Genomic DNA, 15,698 nt, shown 5'->3' with positions numbered 1-15,698 from the left:
CATCGCAGGCAGGCGCCCCTCTGGGGCGCCTTTGCCATGCGGGGCAACCGTTTTGTCAGCATGCCGCAACAGGACCGATTGCATGATGGAAACCGCTACACCCACCTGGCTGCCGTGCGGGCGTCACCGTCTCGATCTCTCTTACCCCCGCATCATGGGGATTCTCAACGTCACACCCGACTCCTTCTCTGACGGTGGCCAGCACACCGTCATCGACGATGCCGTGCGGCATGCCGAGCGCATGCTTGCCGAGGGCGCGGCGATCATCGATGTGGGGGGCGAATCCACCCGGCCTGGTTCCCGGGATGTCTCCACCCAGCAGGAGCTGGATCGTGTCATGCCGGTGGTCGAGCGTCTGGTGCGCGAGCTTGACGCCCTGGTGTCGGTGGATACCAGCAGTCCCGTGGTGATGCGGGAAGTCGCCGCGATGGGCGCGGGGATGATCAATGATGTTCGTGCCCTGCAGCGTGAGGGGGCGCTTGAAGCAGCGCTGGGTACCGGCCTGCCGGTCTGTCTGATGCACATGCAGGGCGAGCCGCGGGACATGCAGCACGCCCCTCGCTATGATGTGCCGGTAGAGGCCTCGGTCAGCGATTTTCTCGAGTCACGAGTCGCTGCCTGCGAAGCCGCCGGGCTGCGGCGTGAGCGCCTGCTGCTCGACCCGGGATTCGGCTTCGGCAAGAGCGTCGAGCACAATCTGAGGCTGCTCAATCGCTTGAGTGATCTGAGCACTCAGGGGCTTCCGCTGATGGTGGGGATGTCGCGCAAGAGCATGATCGGCAAGGTGCTCGGGCGGCCGGTCGAGGAGCGACTGCCAGGTGGCCTGGCGCTGGCGTCACTGGCCGTCGAGCGCGGCGCAAGCATTCTGCGCGTCCATGATGTTGGCCCAGTCCTGGATGCGGTAAACATGACATGGGCCGTGCTTAGGGAAGGCTGCGAGCATGACTAGACGCTATTTCGGTACCGACGGGATTCGGGGTACGGTGGGTGAATATCCGATCACCGCCGACTTCATGCTGAAGCTGGGCTGGGCCATGGGTCGCGTGCTGGCCCGGGACAACGGGCGCGCTCGTGTGCTGATCGGAAAGGACACCCGTATCTCGGGCTACATGTTCGAGTCGGCGCTGGAGGCGGGGCTCTCGGCGGCGGGGGTCGACGTGGCCCTGCTCGGCCCGATGCCAACGCCGGGGATCGCCTATCTGACGCGGACCTTCCGGGCCGATGCCGGTATCGTGATTTCGGCGTCGCATAATCCCTTTGCCGACAACGGCATCAAGTTTTTCTCCACCGAAGGCACCAAGCTGGCCGACGAGATCGAGGAGCGCATCGAGGCGATGCTGGACGAGCCGCTGACCACGGTGGCCGCCGATCGGCTGGGCAAGGCGGTGCGCATCGACGATGCCGCCGGCCGCTACATCGAGTTCTGCAAGTCCACGGTGCCCAAGCGTGTCAGCCTGCATGGGCTGAAGATCGTGCTGGACTGCGCCCACGGGGCTACCTACCACATAGCCCCCAGCGTCTTCCGCGAGCTGGGTGCCGAGATCAGCCTGGTGGGGGCGAGCCCCGACGGGCTCAATATCAACCGCGACGTAGGTTCCACGTACCCGGCCACGCTGCGTGCCGCGGTGATCCAGCAAAGTGCCGATCTAGGCATTGCCTTCGATGGCGATGGCGATCGGGTGTTGATGGTCGATGCCGACGGGCGCGAGATCGATGGCGACGACATCCTCTACCTGATCGCCCGAGACCGGCATGAGCGGGGGCAGCTCAACGGTGGCGTGGTGGGTACCCTGATGACCAACTTCGGGCTTGCCATGGCGCTGGAGGCGATGGGCGTTCCCTTCGAGCGCGCCAAGGTGGGGGACCGCTACGTGGTGGAGCGCCTGGTTGCCAACGAGTGGCAGCTGGGCGGCGAGTCGTCCGGTCACATCGTCTGTGCCGACGTGCAGAGCACCGGTGACGGTATCGTGTCGGCATTGCAGGTGCTGGCGATCATGGTCGCGGAAGACAGGTCGCTCAAGAGCCTGTTGTCGGGCCTGGAGAAGGTACCCCAGGTGCTGGTGAATGTGCGCCTGACGCCGGGCAGCGATGCCAAGTCCTTGATGGAGAGCTCGGCGGTCAAGGATGCGGTAGCTTCCTTGGAAGAGGAGTTGGGCGACGAGGGTCGCGTACTGCTTCGTCCTTCGGGCACAGAACCGCTGATTCGCGTGATGGTGGAGGGGCGGGCGCATCTCGATGTGGAGGGCATGGCTCGACGCCTGGCCGCCGAAGTGCAGCAGCAGTTGGGCTGACGACCGCGCCGAATGGTTGTCTTGACACGACGCCTCCTATACCATTTCGCACCACTTTGAAAGAGGACGCCGTATGCGAACGCCGCTGATTGCCGGGAACTGGAAGATGAACGGTTCGGCCTCTCTGGTCGAGGATTTCGGTCGTGCCTTTCCCCGTACCGTGCTCCCGGCGTCGCTGGATGTGGTCATACTCCCGCCCTTTCCTTACCTGGACATGGCGCAGCGGGCCTTTGCCGATACCTCGCTCGAACTGGGTGCCCAGACGCTCAACCCGCTGCATTCCGGAGCCCGCACGGGTGAGGTGAGCGGCCAGATGTTGCGGGAATTCGGCGTGAGATATGCGCTGGTGGGGCACTCTGAACGCCGCCAGCTCTACCGCGAAAACGACGAGGCCGTGCATGATCGGCTGCTGGCTGCGCTCAGTGTCGATATCACGCCTATCCTCTGCGTGGGAGAGAGCCTGGAGGAGCGGGACGCGGGTCACACCATGGAAGTGGTGCTGGGCCAGGTGGGCTACGTGATGGCGCGCCTCGAGCCCGAACAGCGTCCACGGGTGGTTATCGCCTATGAGCCGGTCTGGGCGATAGGCACCGGTCGCACGGCGACACCCGGCCAGGCCCAGGAAGTAATGGCCGGGATTCGAAAGTATCAGGCCAGCTTCGATCGCGGGCTGGCGGCAGGGATGCGATTGCTTTACGGCGGCAGCATGAACGCAAATAACGCGGCTGAGCTGCTGGCCCAGCCGGACATCGACGGCGGCCTCGTGGGCGGTGCTTCGCTCAAGGTCGACGATTTTCTAGCCATTTGTCAGTCAGCAGGTTGAATTCCATGCAAGTTGCCATTCTCATGATCCATGTGGTGATCGCCATCGCCCTGGTTGTCCTCATCCTGCTGCAGCAGGGCAAGGGCGCCGAAGCCGGCGCCGCCTTCGGTGGCGGTGCCTCCCAGACCGTGTTCGGCTCGCGAGGCAGTGGCGGTTTCATGTCCCGCGCCACGGCCGTGCTGGCGGTGACCTTCTTCGCCACGTCGTTGACGCTGGCCTGGTTTGCTACGCAGGCCCAGGCGCCGGAAGTCGGCATCCCCGATGCCCGCCTGATCGAGCAGCAGAACGGCGTGCCGACCCTTGACGACGACGCCCGTGACGTGGATAATACCGCGCCAGTGCTGGAAGAAAGCAACGACTAAGGTTGAGGCTCCAGACATCAAGAAAGCCGAAGTGGTGGAATTGGTAGACACGCTATCTTGAGGGGGTAGTGACCGTAAGGTCGTGCGGGTTCAAGTCCCGCCTTCGGCACCATCTGAAACGACGTGATCCGCTGGCTTGTCAGGAGATCACGAGACGACAGAAGCAGGATTGGCACCAGGAAGGTTGTAAGAAGAAGGGTTGTAAGCGCCAATGCGGCTTGACTCAAGCGCATCAGGCACCTACAATCGCCGACCTGGAATGTTGCGGGGTGGAGCAGTCTGGTAGCTCGTCGGGCTCATAACCCGAAGGTCATCGGTTCAAATCCGGTCCCCGCTACCATCTTCCGGTCAGCTGTCTTGCGAGGCAGTCATGAGCGCTGAAGTGGTACTACAGGTTTCTTGTGAAAGGCCCCTTCCTGCGAAGGGGCTTTTTGTTAGCAGCTTACTGTTGGCCCAGGCCGGCAGCGCTTATCCGGGCAACGCCAATCAGCCACCTAGCTTTCCTGTTTACTCCCGGCCAGGTGCCTGATGCAACGGCTGTAGGAGCTTTCTCTGTGGCACTCAAGGACGCTGCGCTGTATGCGCTAATCGAGCCGGTGGTCACCGCCATGGGTTTCGAGCTCTGGGGCATCGACTATCGCCCCCAGGGCAAGCATTCCCGTGTTGTGATCTACATTGATCATGCCGAGGGTGTGAGCGTGGACCATTGCGCTGATATCAGTCGCCAGGTCAGCGCCGTACTCGACGTGGAAGATCCCATTCCGGGTGAGTATCGCCTGGAGGTGTCGTCGCCGGGCATGGACCGGCCGCTCTTCACCCTCGACCAGTTCTCTCGCTTTGCGGGACATCAGGTGGCGCTGAAGCTGCGGGTACCCTTCGATGGGCGGCGCAAGTTCCAGGGACTGCTGGCCGGCATCGAGGACGACGAGGTGCTGTTGCAGCAGGACGGCGAAGAGTATTGCTTTCCCATCGAAAGCATCGATCAGGCACGTGTGGTGCCACGGTTCGAAGACTGAGGTTGAAGGCCGAGATCGGTGCATATGGACAGGTTTTCTGGCGAGGCAAAGGCATGAGTAAAGAAATTCTGACGGTCGTCGATGCGATCTCCAATGAAAAAGGCGTGCCCCGCGATGTGATCTTCGAGGCCGTCGAGGCGGCCCTGGCCAGCGCATCACGCAAGCGCTTCGAGGGTCGGGAAGTGAGCGTGCGTGTTCACATCGACCGTTACACCGGCGAATACGAAACCTTTCGTCGCTGGGAAGTGGTGGAAGACGACGAGTTCGAGAACCCCGATGCCGAGATCAAGGAGTCCTTCGCCGAGCGTCGCGATCCGCCGCTCAAACGGGGCGACGTGGTCGAGGAGCAGATCGAGAATGCCGCCTTCGGTCGTATCGCCGCCCAGACCGCCAAGCAGGTCATCGTGCAGAAGGTGCGCGAAGCCGAGCGTGCCGAGGTGGTGCGTCAGTACGCCGAGCGCGAGGGCGAACTGGTCGCCGGTATCGTCAAGAAGACCACCCGCGACGGCCTGATCATCGACCTGGGCGACAACGCCGAGGCGTTCCTGCCGCGTGGCGAGATGATCCCCGGCGAGCGCTACCGCATGAACGATCGGGTCCGGGCGCTGCTGACAAAGGTCGATGCCGATGCGCGTGGCGCCCAGCTGATCCTGTCGCGTACCTGCCCCGAGCTGATCATCGAACTGTTCAAGATCGAGGTGCCGGAGATTGCCGAGCAGCTCATCGAGATCAAGGGAGCTGCGCGGGATCCCGGCTCCCGGGCCAAGATCGCGGTCAAGACCAACGACCGGCGCATCGATCCGGTGGGTGCCTGTGTCGGCATGCGGGGTTCGAGGGTGCAGGCGGTGTCCAGCGAGCTGCAGAACGAGCGGGTCGATATCATCCTGTGGGACGACAACCCCGCCCAGCTGGTGATCAACGCCATGGCGCCGGCGGATGTCGGTTCCATCCTCGTTGACGAGGACGCGCATGCCATGGACGTGGCGGTTGCCGAGGACAATCTGGCCCAGGCCATCGGTCGTAGCGGCCAGAACGTGCGCCTGGCCTCGGAGCTCACCGGATGGCGAATCAACGTCATGACCGAGGGCGAGGCCGAAGACAAGCGAGAGCAGGAGATCGACAGCCTGGTCGAGCATTTCATTCAGCATCTGGATATCGAGGATGACCTCGCCCGGCTGCTGGTGGAGGAGGGTTTCACCACCCTGGAAGAGATCGCCTACGTGCCCCTCGAGGAAATTCTCGAGATCGAGGAGCTCGATGAGGAACTGGTGGAAGAGCTGCGTGCGCGTGCCAAGGATGAACTGCTGAACCTGGCCATTGCCTCCGAGGAGGCGCTGGACGGTGCTCAGCCGGCCGATGACCTGCTGGAAATGGAGGGCATGGAGCGTCATCTGGCCTTCATTCTGGCGAGTCGCGGCATTGTCACCATGGAGGACCTCGCCGAGCAGTCCGTCGACGATCTGATGGACATCGAGGGCATGGACGAGGAGCGCGCTGCATCACTGATCATGACTGCCCGTGCGCCCTGGTTCGCGGACGAACAGTAAACGGGTCACGGGCTGAGGAGGGTCAACATGTCAGAAATGACCGTTAAAGATTTTGCAGCGAAGGTGGGGCGCGACGTCCCTCGCCTGCTGGAACAGATGAAAGAAGCCGGGCTCGAGCACAAAGCCGAGACTGATGCGGTGTCCGAGGAGGACAAGCGTCAGCTGCTCGACTATCTCACCAAGAGCCATGGCGGCGGCGACGGTGCAGGGGCCAAGAATCGGATTACCCTGACCCGCAAGACAAGGAGCCGCATCAAGACCGGTGAGCGGGGCAAGACCATCGAGGTGCAGGTGCGCAAGAAGCGTACCTACGTCAAGCGCGCCGAGGACGAGGCGCCGGCTCCCGAGCCGGTGGAGGACGCCGGTCCGCGCCAGCTGGTAGGCGACATGGCGGATTCTCGGGCCAAGCGCGAAGCGCAGGATGCCGAGGACGCCAAGGATCGTGCCGCCGAGCGCCAGGCACGTGAGGAGGCTGCGAAGGCCGAGGCTGCCGCACCGGCACCCGCCGAGGAGCCAGCCCCAGCCAAGCTCGCCGAGGTACCGCAGATTCCGGTCCCTGAGTTGGATCAGTCGGAGCCTTCGGCAGAGCCGCCGGCACCGCCCAAGGAGGGTCGCAGCGATCGTCGCACCGCGCCGCCGAAGAAGACGGCTGCCAAGAAAGGGCGTGGTCGTGACGATGAGGATCGCGGTGATCGCGAGGAGCGTCGTCGCGGTGGTGCCGCCAAGAAGGCCAAGCGTTCCGAGCGCCGTGGCAGCCGCCGCGGTGGCTCCCAGGGCGGCGGCCAGCACGGCTTCCAGAAGCCGACACAGCCGATCGTGCGCGAAGTGTCCATCCCTGAGTCGATCAGTGTTGCGGAATTGGCCGACAAGATGTCGATCAAGGCCAACGAGGTCATCAAGGCGATGTTCACCATGGGTGCGGCGGTGACCATCAACCAGACCATCGATCAGGACACCGCGGCCATCGTGGTCGAGGAGATGGGCCACAAGCCCAAGCTGGTCAAGGACGATGCGCTGGAAACCGAAGTGCTGTCCGGCATCTCCTACGAGGGCGACGAGATCACTCGCTCGCCGGTGGTCACGGTCATGGGTCACGTCGACCACGGCAAGACCTCGCTGCTCGACTATATTCGCAAGGCCAAGGTGGCGACCGGCGAGGCTGGCGGTATCACCCAGCACATCGGCGCCTACCACGTGGAAGACGAGCACGGTGGCGTGACCTTCCTCGATACCCCGGGTCACGCGGCGTTTACCGCCATGCGTGCGCGTGGTGCCAAGGCCACCGACGTGGTCATCCTGGTGGTGGCGGCCGACGATGGCGTCATGCCCCAGACGATCGAGGCGATCGAGCACTCCAAGGCAGCCGAAGTGCCGATGGTGGTGGCGGTCAACAAGATCGACAAGGAAGGCGCGGACTTCGACCGTATCCGCAACGAGCTTTCCCAGCACGGGGTCATTTCCGAGGACTGGGGTGGCGATACGCAGTTCGTTCACGTTTCGGCCAAGACCGGTGAGGGTATCGAGGAGCTGCTGGAGGCGATTCAGCTGGTTTCCGAAGTCCTCGAGCTCAAGGCGGTGCCCGAGGCTCCCGGCAAGGGTGTCGTGGTCGAGTCGCGTCTCGACAGGGGCCGTGGACCGGTGGCCACCGTACTGGTCCAGAACGGTACCCTGCGCAAGGGTGACATCGTCCTGGCCGGGCTGCACTACGGCCGCGTACGGGCGCTGACCAACGAGCTCGGCCAGCAGGTCGACGCCGTGGGGCCGGCGATGCCGGTAGAGATCCAGGGCCTCGACGGTACCCCGGATGCCGGTGACGACTTCATGGTCGTGGCCGACGAGAAGAAGGCCCGCGAGGTCGCCAACTTCCGCCAGGGCAAGTACCGCGAAGTGCGTCTCGCACGCCAGCAGAAGGCCAAGCTGGAGAACATGTTCAGCCAGATGGGCCAGGACGAGGTGGCCAAGGTCAACATCGTGCTGAAGGCCGATGTGCAGGGCTCGCTGGAAGCCATCAAGGGCGCCCTGGAAGAGCTCTCCACCGGCGAAGTCGAAGTGGCCGTGGTCTCCTCCGGCGTGGGCGGCATCACCGGTACCGATGCCAACCTGGCGCTGGCCTCCGAGGCCATCGTGGTCGGCTTCAACGTCCGTGCCGATGCGGCCGCCCGTGAGATCATCGAGCGTGAAGGCCTGGATCTGCGCTACTACAGCGTGATCTATCAGCTGATCGACGAGGTGAAGCAGGCCATGAGCGGCATGCTGGCACCGGAGTGGAAGGAAGAGATCGTCGGCGTGGCCGAGGTTCGTGATGTCTTCCGCGCACCGAAGATCGGCGCCGTGGCGGGCTGCATGGTGGTCGAGGGCAGCGTGCATCGCAACAAGAAGATCCGCGTATTGCGCGACAACGTGGTCATCTACGAAGGCGAGCTCGAGTCCCTGCGTCGCTTCAAGGACGACGTCAACGAAGTGCGTAACGGCATGGAGTGTGGCATCGGCGTGAAGAACTACAATGACGTTCAGGTTGGCGACAAGATCGAAGTCTTCGATCAGGTCAAGGTCGAGCGGACGCTCTAACCGGCCAAGGAGTCGAGCATGCGCGAATTCAAGCGTACCGACCGTGTCGGCGACCAGCTGCAGAAGGAGCTGGCAGTACTGATCCAGCGCGAGGTCAAGGACCCGCGCCTGGGGATGGTCACGGTCAGCGGCGTCGAGGTCAGTCGTGACCTCGGCTACGCCGATGTGCATGTGACCCTGCTGGGCGAAGAGGATCCCGAACGTATCCGGGAGAACCTCAAGGTGCTCAAGCAGGCTGCTGGCTTCCTGCGCAGCCAGGTCGCCCGGCGGATCAAGCTTCGCCACGTGCCGGAGCTGCGCTTTCATTACGATGAGAGCGTGGTGCGTGGCCAGCGACTGTCGTCGCTGATCGACGAGGCGGTCTCCCGGGATCGTGCCCGTAACGAGGCGGAGGACGGCGAGGCTTCTGGCAATCAAGACGGCGACGTCGCTGACGGCCAGGCGCGTAGCGGCAACGAGGACGAGAAGGACTGATGGCGCGTCGGCGTCGCGGTCTGCCGGTGAACGGGGTGCTGCTGCTCGACAAGCCCCAGGGAGCGTCGAGTAACCATGCCCTGCAGCGTGCCCGGCGCCTGTTCCAGGCGCAGAAGGCAGGTCACACCGGGACGCTCGACCCCATGGCCACCGGATTGCTTCCGGTCTGCTTTGGCGAGGCGACCAAGTTCTCCTCGTACCTGCTGGAGGCCGACAAGGTCTACCGCACTCGCATCCAACTGGGTGTTGTGACCGACACCGGCGATGCCGAAGGCGAGGTGGTCGAGCGCCAGGCGGTACCGGTGCTGAAGGAGGCGGACATTGAAGCGGTCCTGACGCGGTTCCGCGGCGAGATCGAGCAGGTTCCGCCCATGTACTCGGCGCTCAAGCATCAGGGGCGCAAGCTCTACGAGCTGGCCCGCGAGGGCAAGACGGTAGAGCGTGCAGCCCGCCGCGTGACAGTGTATGATGCGCGCCTTCTGGCCCATGATGGCGATGCCTTCACGCTGGAAGTGCGCTGCAGCAAGGGCACCTATATCCGCACCCTGGCCGAAGACATCGGGCGGGCTCTGGGGTGTGGCGCTCATATCACTGCGCTGCGGCGGCTCAAGACCGGGCCCTTCGACGCCAGCGAGATGGTTGCCTTCGAGGGGCTTGATGCGCAGCCAGGCCAGGCCGAGCTCGAGGCAAGACTCTTGCCGGTGGATGTTCTTGTTGCGCATCTGCCGTCGCTCGAGCTGGATGCCGAGGCAGTGTCACGGCTGCGGCATGGGCAGTCGGCCTTTGTTTCGCCCGGCGCCATGGCGCCAGGCGAGACGACAAGACTCTATCACGACGGGATCTTCTTGGGTCTCGGCGTGGTCAGGGTGGCAGGGGAGATTGCCCCCCGCCGCCTGCTGAGTACCGCTCCGGCGGACTCGGTGTGAGACCAGCGCCTTCGGGCGCAGGCGTGGAGACTGCAAATATGCGTGGTCTCCGACATTCATTACTCAGGCATATTGCTTACTGGAGAGATAGATGGCACTTACCGCCGAAAAGAAGGCCGAAATCGTCAATGAATTTGGTCGTGGTGACAACGATACCGGTTCCCCCGAAGTGCAGGTAGCCCTGCTCAGCGCCAACATCGACGGCCTGCAGGATCACTTCAAGACCAACAAGCAGGATCACCACTCACGTCGTGGCCTGATCCGCATGGTCAACCAGCGCCGCAAGCTGCTTGACTACCTGAAGCGCAAGGACTTCGAGCGTTATCAGGCACTGATCCAGCGTCTGGGCCTGCGTCGCTAAGAAAAGGGTATTTCGCTACTGCGCTCGATATCCTGGTTGCCGGCGGTACTCGGAATCCTCATGTAGCGAGCTACACTCCGGTTCCTGCGCTCCGGCGGCAACCAGCCTCTCGTCGCTCGTAACGCGAAATCCTCCTTTTCTTCAGGTCATTCGAACGGGTAGCCCCTCAGGGGCTACCCGTTTTGCTTTTTTAGCCCCGAGAGGCGGATACGCGATTGCCTTGTGGAAATGTCGCTAACCGGTGGCCCTGAGGCGCGTCAACCCCTAAAATAGTCGCCGAGTCAAAACGACCCAAACACAGAAAAGTAACGTTGAAGGAAGTCGCCGTGAATCCGGTCAAGAAAACATTTCAGTACGGTCGCAGCACCGTCACCCTGGAAACCGGGCGCATCGCCCGCCAGGCCAGCGGTGCCGTGTTGGTCACCATGGACGATACCGTGGTGCTGTGCACCGTCGTCGCCAAGAAAGAGCTCAAGCCAGGGCAGGACTTCTTCCCCCTGGCGGTGTTCTATCAGGAAAAAACCTACGCGGTCGGCAAGATCCCCGGCGGCTTCTTCAAGCGCGAGGGGCGGCCTACAGAGAAGGAGACCCTCACGTCTCGCCTGATCGATCGCCCGGTTCGCCCGCTGTTCCCCAAGGGGTTCATGAACGAGGTGCAGGTGATCTGTACCGTCCTCTCTACCGACCGCAACCATGACCCGGACATCGCCGCCATGCTCGGCACCTCCGCGGCGCTGTGCATCGCCGGCGTGCCGTTCAACGGCCCCCTGGGTGCCGCGCGGGTGGGCTTCGACGAGGAGAAGGGCTACTTCCTCAACCCCACCGTGGAAGAGCTTGCCAACTCCGAGCTGAACATGGTCGTTGCCGGTACCGAGAAAGCGGTGCTGATGGTGGAGTCCGAGGCCAAGGAGCTGCTCGAGGACGAAATGCTGGGCGCCGTGCTCTATGGCCACCAGGAGATGCAGGTCGCCATCGAGGCCATCAAGGAGCTGACCGCCGAGGCCGGCAAGCCGAAGTGGGACTGGCAGCCGCCCGCCGAGAACACGCCCCTCAAGGACGCCATTGCCCAGGGCTTCGAGGCCAAGGTGGGCGAGGCCTATCGTGTCACCGACAAGATGGCCCGGCAGGACGCCCTGTCAGCACTCAAGGCCGAGGCCGTCGAGCAGCTCGCCGGTGAAGAGGAAGGCAAGTTCGATGCCGATGAGGTCAAGGGCGCCTTCGCCGCGCTGGAGAAGCGTGTGGTTCGCTCCCGCGTCGTCAAGGGCGAGCCGCGTATCGATGGCCGTGACCAGAAGACAGTGCGGCCTTTGAATATCGAAGTGGGTAGCCTGCCCAAGACCCATGGCTCGTCGATCTTCACCCGCGGCGAGACCCAGGCCATCGTCATCGCCACCCTGGGTACCCTGCGCGATGCTCAGCTGATCGAGTCGCTGGAGGGTGAGCGCAAGGACCGCTTCATGCTGCACTACAACTTCCCTCCCTATTGCGTGGGTGAAGCTGGCTTCATGGGTGGACCCAAGCGTCGCGAAATTGGCCACGGCCGCCTGGCCCGTCGCAGCATCGAGGCCATGCTGCCCACGTCCGAGGACTTCCCCTACACCATCCGTGTGGTATCGGAGATCACCGAGTCCAACGGCTCGAGCTCAATGGCATCCGTGTGCGGCTCCTCGCTGGCACTGATGGACGCCGGCGTGCCGATGAAGGCACCGGTGGCGGGTATCGCCATGGGCCTGGTCAAGGATGCCGACGGCTTCGCCGTATTGACCGATATCCTGGGCGACGAGGATCACCTGGGCGATATGGACTTCAAGGTGGCTGGTTCGTCTGCTGGTGTGACTGCGCTGCAGATGGATATCAAGATCGAGGGGATCAACGAGGAGATCATGGAGGTTGCCCTTCAGCAGGCCAATGAGGCTCGCCTGCATATCCTCCAGCAGATGAACGACGTGATCGCCCAGAGTCGTGCGGAGGTGTCCGAAAACGCCCCCTCCATGGCAACCATCAAGATCGACCCGGACAAGATCCGCGACGTCATCGGCAAGGGCGGCGCCACCATTCGCAAGATCTGCGAAGACACCGGCGCCTCCATCGATCTCGACGACGACGGCACCGTGCGTATCTACGCCGAGGACAAGGCGGCGGCCAAGAAGGCCATCGATACCGTGCTGGCGATCACCGCCGAGGCAGAAATCGGCAAGCTCTACCGCGGCAAGGTGGTACGCATTGCCGACTTTGGCGCCTTCATCAACATCATGCCGGGAACCGACGGGCTGGTGCATATCTCGCAGATCGTGCCCGAGCGGGTCAACGACGTGCGCGACTTCCTCAATGAGGGCGACGAAGTCATCGTCAAGGTGCTCGATATCGACAATCGCAACCGGGTGAAGCTCTCGATCAAGGAGATCACTCCGGAAGAGAAGGCCGCCTTCGAAGCGGCGGAAGCCGAACCTGTCGTCTAAGACAGCCAGGGCTCCAACGAAAACCGCCCCCATGGCCTGGCCATGGGGGCGGTTTTTTTAGCATCGCGGCTGATCCGGCGACAGGCCCCAAGTGTCGGACCATCACGGAGGCGCTGTAAACCCTTCCCTGGGCGCTACTTTTGCCTTCCCTGGCAAAAGACCTCCGCTGAGGCCTGTCCCGAGCGGTGCCTTTATCTTTCAATCGCCAGTGCCACGCCCTGCCCGCCGCCGATACACAGGGTCGCAAGGCCCTTCTTGGCATCGCGCGCGATCATCTCGTGCAGCAGGGTCACCAGCACGCGGCAGCCGGAAGCGCCGATCGGGTGGCCAAGTGCAATGGCGCCGCCATTGACGTTGACCTTGGAGACATCCCAGCCCAGCTCCTTGTTCACCGACAGGGCCTGGGCCGCGAAGGCTTCGTTGGCCTCCACCAGGTCGAGGTCATCCAGCGACCAGCCGGCCTTCTCCAGGCAGCGACGGGTGGCCGGTGCCGGGCCGATACCCATGATGGCCGGATCGACGCCGGCGTTGGAGTAGGCGGCAATGCGGGCGAGCGGCTCCAGGCCCAGCTGCTTGGCCTTGTCGGCGGAACAGATCATCACCACGGCGGCACCGTCGTTGAGCGAGGAGGCGTTGCCGGCGGTAATGGTGCCATCCTTCTTGAAGGCCGGGCGCATGCCGCCGAGCTTGTCGGCACTCACTTCGCGCGGGTTTTCGTCGGTATCGAAGACCACCGGGTCGCCCTTGCGCTGGGGTATTTCCACCGGGACGATCTGGCTCTTGAACTTGCCGTCACGTATGGCGGCGGCGGCCTTTTGCTGGGAAGCCGCGGCGAACTCATCCATCTGTTCGCGGGTGATGTCGTACTTCTCGGCCAGGTTCTCGGCGGTGATACCCATGTGATAGTTGTTGAAGGCATCCCAAAGGCCGTCGTGGACCATGGTGTCGATGGCCTTCCAGTCGCCCATGCGCTGACCGTTGCGCGAATTGGGCAGCACGTGCGGGGATGCCGACATGTTCTCTTGGCCGCCGGCGAGGATCAGCTCGGCGTCACCGCAGCGAATCGCCTGGGTGGCCAGGTGCAGGGCCTTGAGGCCCGAGCCGCAGACCTTGTTGATGGTCATGGCGGGTACGGTGTCGGGCAGGCCGGCCTTGATGGCGGCCTGTCGGGCGGGGTTCTGGCCCACACCGGCGGTCAGGACCTGACCCAGGAGCACTTCATCGACCTGGTCGCCGGAGACACCGGTGCTGGCGAGGATGTCCTTGATCACCAGGGCACCCAGGTCGCTGGCGGGAATTCCGGCCAGAGAGCCACCGAAGGCTCCCACGGCGGTACGGCGGGCGGCAACGATCACCACATCTTGCATAAGAAACACTCCTGAAATCGGTCGCAGACGGTAGCCCTGTCAGCATAGGCGACGCTTGTGCGCTGCGGCAATGCCCCAATGGGGTGAAATTCGTCAGTCAGCGTCCCCGGGCCATGCCGCAGCCCATGGCATCGTGGCCGGCGAACAGCCCGCGGAGGGTGCGGCTACTCGTCAAGCGAGCTGAACGGGGATGGCGTTGCTGGTGTGGCTGATGTCGTTACCTTCCTTCAGATAGACCAGTGCCGGCTGATGATTGTCCAGCTCGGCATCGCTGTAGTGGGCGTAGCTGCAGATGATCACCCGGTCGCCGGGGCCGGCCAGGTGGGCGGCGGCGCCATTGATGGAGATGACCTGAGAGCCCTCTTCGGCGCGGATGGCGTAGGTAGTGAAGCGCAGGCCGTTCTCGACGTTATAGATCTGGATCTGCTCGTTTTCGCGGATGCCGGAGAGGTCCAGCAGGTCACCGTCGATGGCACAGGAGCCCTCATAGTTGAGTACGGCATGGGTAACGCGGGCCATGTGGAGCTTGGCCTTGAGCATGATGGTGTACATGGGAGCAGCTTCCTCCGGAATACGATGCACAGGGTGCACATTGAATGCCGCGTCAGCGCGGCAGGGTCAGGGTCAGGTTGTCGATCAGGCGGGTTGGCCCCAGGCGGGCGGCGGCGAGGAGCACGGCATCACGGGTGGACTCGTCGACCGGTGCCAGGTCGAGGCCACGCAGCTCCAGGTAGTCTGGCTCGAAGCCATTTTCCCGTAGCCTTGCCAGGCCTGCTCCCAGGCTGGCGGTGACTGGCTCGCCGGCCTCGAGGGCGTCGCGCAACTCGCAGAGCGTCTGGTACAGCAGGGGAGCGATGGCGCGCTGGTCGGGGGCCAGGTAGCCGTTGCGCGAGGAGAGCGCCAGGCCATCCTCGGCCCGTACGATGGGTACGCCGACGATCTCGACGGGGAAGTGGAGGTCTTCCACCAGCTTGCGAATCACCGCCAGCTGCTGGTAATCCTTTTCACCGAAGCAGGCCGTGTCGGGCTGCACCAGGTTGAACAGAATGCTCACCACGGTAGATACGCCGTCGAAGTGGCCGGGTCTTGCGCCACCACAGAGCCCCTCGCTGACGGCAGGCACGCAGACACGAGTCTGTTCGTCCATGCCGCGGGGATAGAGCATGGCCGTATCAGGGGCAAACAGCAGGTCACAGCCTGCCTCTTCGAGCTTGGCCTGGTCATCGACCATGGTGCGTGGGTAGGCGTCCAGATCCTCATTGGGGCCGAACTGGAGCGGGTTGACGAAGATGGTCGCCACCACCACGTCGCCATGGCGGCGCGCTGCCTCCACCAGGGCGAGATGACCGGCGTGCAGGTTGCCCATGGTCGGCACCAGGGCGATACGCTGGCCGCGGCGGCGGTACGCACCGAGGGTCTCTCGCAGCTCAGGGATGTCTCTCAGGGTACGCATCTAGAACTCCAGGGTGTCACGAGGGAGCCAGGCCTTGCACGAAAAGTGCCT

14 protein-coding genes and 2 tRNA genes are annotated in these 15,698 nt (G+C 63.6%); 13 read left to right on the top strand and 3 right to left on the bottom strand.

Annotated elements, in window-relative coordinates; translation table 11 throughout:
- Positions 1-82 precede the first annotated feature (82 nt).
- From folP to pnp, 13 genes are all read left to right on the top strand, one after another.
- On the top strand, positions 83-949 hold the full coding sequence (gene folP / locus LOKO_RS16865; protein WP_066451858.1) for a dihydropteroate synthase: 867 nt from the start codon (positions 83-85) through the stop codon (positions 947-949).
- On the top strand, positions 942-2,291 hold the full coding sequence (gene glmM, locus LOKO_RS16860; protein WP_066451857.1) for a phosphoglucosamine mutase: 1,350 nt from the start codon (positions 942-944) through the stop codon (positions 2,289-2,291). Before folP ends, glmM begins: the two co-directional genes overlap by 8 nt.
- A 73-nt stretch (positions 2,292-2,364) precedes the next feature.
- A complete protein-coding gene (tpiA, locus tag LOKO_RS16855; protein WP_066451856.1) occupies positions 2,365-3,114 on the top strand; it encodes a triose-phosphate isomerase in 750 nt (249 codons plus the stop codon).
- Positions 3,115-3,119: 5 nt separating this feature from the next.
- Positions 3,120-3,476: a preprotein translocase subunit SecG gene (gene secG, locus LOKO_RS16850; protein WP_066451855.1), complete on the top strand. Its 357-nt coding sequence runs from the start codon at positions 3,120-3,122 to the stop codon at positions 3,474-3,476.
- Positions 3,477-3,501: 25 nt separating this feature from the next.
- Positions 3,502-3,588, top strand: a tRNA-Leu gene (locus LOKO_RS16845).
- A gap of 151 nt (positions 3,589-3,739) precedes the next feature.
- A tRNA-Met gene (locus LOKO_RS16840) sits at positions 3,740-3,816 on the top strand.
- A 214-nt stretch (positions 3,817-4,030) separates the two neighbouring features.
- Positions 4,031-4,492, top strand: a complete 462-nt coding sequence (gene rimP, locus LOKO_RS16835) for a ribosome maturation factor RimP (RefSeq protein WP_066451854.1) — start codon at positions 4,031-4,033, stop codon at positions 4,490-4,492.
- A 53-nt stretch (positions 4,493-4,545) separates the two neighbouring features.
- On the top strand, positions 4,546-6,039 hold the full coding sequence (nusA, locus tag LOKO_RS16830) for a transcription termination factor NusA (RefSeq protein WP_066452420.1): 1,494 nt from the start codon (positions 4,546-4,548) through the stop codon (positions 6,037-6,039).
- A 27-nt stretch (positions 6,040-6,066) separates the two neighbouring features.
- Positions 6,067-8,607 (top strand): translation initiation factor IF-2, encoded by a 2,541-nt coding sequence (gene infB, locus LOKO_RS16825; RefSeq protein ID WP_066451853.1) that lies wholly within the window; start codon positions 6,067-6,069, stop codon positions 8,605-8,607.
- 18 nt (positions 8,608-8,625) lie between these two features.
- On the top strand, positions 8,626-9,081 hold the full coding sequence (rbfA, locus tag LOKO_RS16820; RefSeq protein WP_066451852.1) for a 30S ribosome-binding factor RbfA: 456 nt from the start codon (positions 8,626-8,628) through the stop codon (positions 9,079-9,081).
- A complete protein-coding gene (gene truB / locus LOKO_RS16815) occupies positions 9,081-10,007 on the top strand; it encodes a tRNA pseudouridine(55) synthase TruB (RefSeq protein WP_066451851.1) in 927 nt (308 codons plus the stop codon). Before rbfA ends, truB begins: the two co-directional genes overlap by 1 nt.
- A gap of 91 nt (positions 10,008-10,098) precedes the next feature.
- Positions 10,099-10,368: a 30S ribosomal protein S15 gene (rpsO, locus tag LOKO_RS16810; RefSeq protein ID WP_043512930.1), complete on the top strand. Its 270-nt coding sequence runs from the start codon at positions 10,099-10,101 to the stop codon at positions 10,366-10,368.
- 326 nt (positions 10,369-10,694) lie between these two features.
- The gene (gene pnp / locus LOKO_RS16805; protein ID WP_201025338.1) at positions 10,695-12,827 is read left to right on the top strand and encodes a polyribonucleotide nucleotidyltransferase; all 2,133 of its coding nucleotides are present in this window, start codon (positions 10,695-10,697) and stop codon (positions 12,825-12,827) included.
- 191 nt (positions 12,828-13,018) lie between these two features.
- Here pnp and LOKO_RS16800 read toward each other — a convergent pair whose 3' ends face one another.
- The 3 genes from LOKO_RS16800 to panC form a co-directional block, all read right to left on the bottom strand.
- Positions 13,019-14,194, bottom strand: coding sequence for an acetyl-CoA C-acetyltransferase (locus LOKO_RS16800; protein ID WP_066451849.1), 1,176 nt, complete (start codon positions 14,192-14,194; stop codon positions 13,019-13,021).
- A 171-nt stretch (positions 14,195-14,365) separates the two neighbouring features.
- Complete coding sequence (gene panD / locus LOKO_RS16795; protein WP_066451848.1) at positions 14,366-14,746, bottom strand: aspartate 1-decarboxylase; 381 nt, start codon at positions 14,744-14,746, stop codon at positions 14,366-14,368.
- A gap of 52 nt (positions 14,747-14,798) precedes the next feature.
- Positions 14,799-15,647 carry a pantoate--beta-alanine ligase gene (gene panC / locus LOKO_RS16790; protein WP_066451847.1) on the bottom strand — a complete coding sequence of 283 codons (849 nt, stop codon included), beginning with the start codon at positions 15,645-15,647 and terminating at the stop codon, positions 14,799-14,801.
- Positions 15,648-15,698: the final 51 nt, after the last annotated feature.

This window comes from Halomonas chromatireducens (assembly GCF_001545155.1).
Taxonomy (GTDB): Bacteria; Pseudomonadota; Gammaproteobacteria; order Pseudomonadales; family Halomonadaceae; genus Halomonas; species Halomonas chromatireducens.
This window is presented reverse-complemented; position numbering and strand designations above follow the sequence as displayed.

Coding starts and splice junctions, on each gene's coding strand:
- truB (WP_066451851.1), top strand. CDS start 9,081: ATGGCGCGTCGGCGTCGCGGTCTGCCGGTGAACGGGGTGCTGCTGCTC.
- tpiA (WP_066451856.1), top strand. CDS start 2,365: ATGCGAACGCCGCTGATTGCCGGGAACTGGAAGATGAACGGTTCGGCC.
- folP (WP_066451858.1), top strand. CDS start 83: ATGATGGAAACCGCTACACCCACCTGGCTGCCGTGCGGGCGTCACCGT.
- rpsO (WP_043512930.1), top strand. CDS start 10,099: ATGGCACTTACCGCCGAAAAGAAGGCCGAAATCGTCAATGAATTTGGT.
- panC (WP_066451847.1), bottom strand. CDS start 15,647: ATGCGTACCCTGAGAGACATCCCTGAGCTGCGAGAGACCCTCGGTGCG.
- secG (WP_066451855.1), top strand. CDS start 3,120: ATGCAAGTTGCCATTCTCATGATCCATGTGGTGATCGCCATCGCCCTG.
- infB (WP_066451853.1), top strand. CDS start 6,067: ATGTCAGAAATGACCGTTAAAGATTTTGCAGCGAAGGTGGGGCGCGAC.
- panD (WP_066451848.1), bottom strand. CDS start 14,746: ATGTACACCATCATGCTCAAGGCCAAGCTCCACATGGCCCGCGTTACC.
- LOKO_RS16800 (WP_066451849.1), bottom strand. CDS start 14,194: ATGCAAGATGTGGTGATCGTTGCCGCCCGCCGTACCGCCGTGGGAGCC.
- glmM (WP_066451857.1), top strand. CDS start 942: ATGACTAGACGCTATTTCGGTACCGACGGGATTCGGGGTACGGTGGGT.
- nusA (WP_066452420.1), top strand. CDS start 4,546: ATGAGTAAAGAAATTCTGACGGTCGTCGATGCGATCTCCAATGAAAAA.
- rbfA (WP_066451852.1), top strand. CDS start 8,626: ATGCGCGAATTCAAGCGTACCGACCGTGTCGGCGACCAGCTGCAGAAG.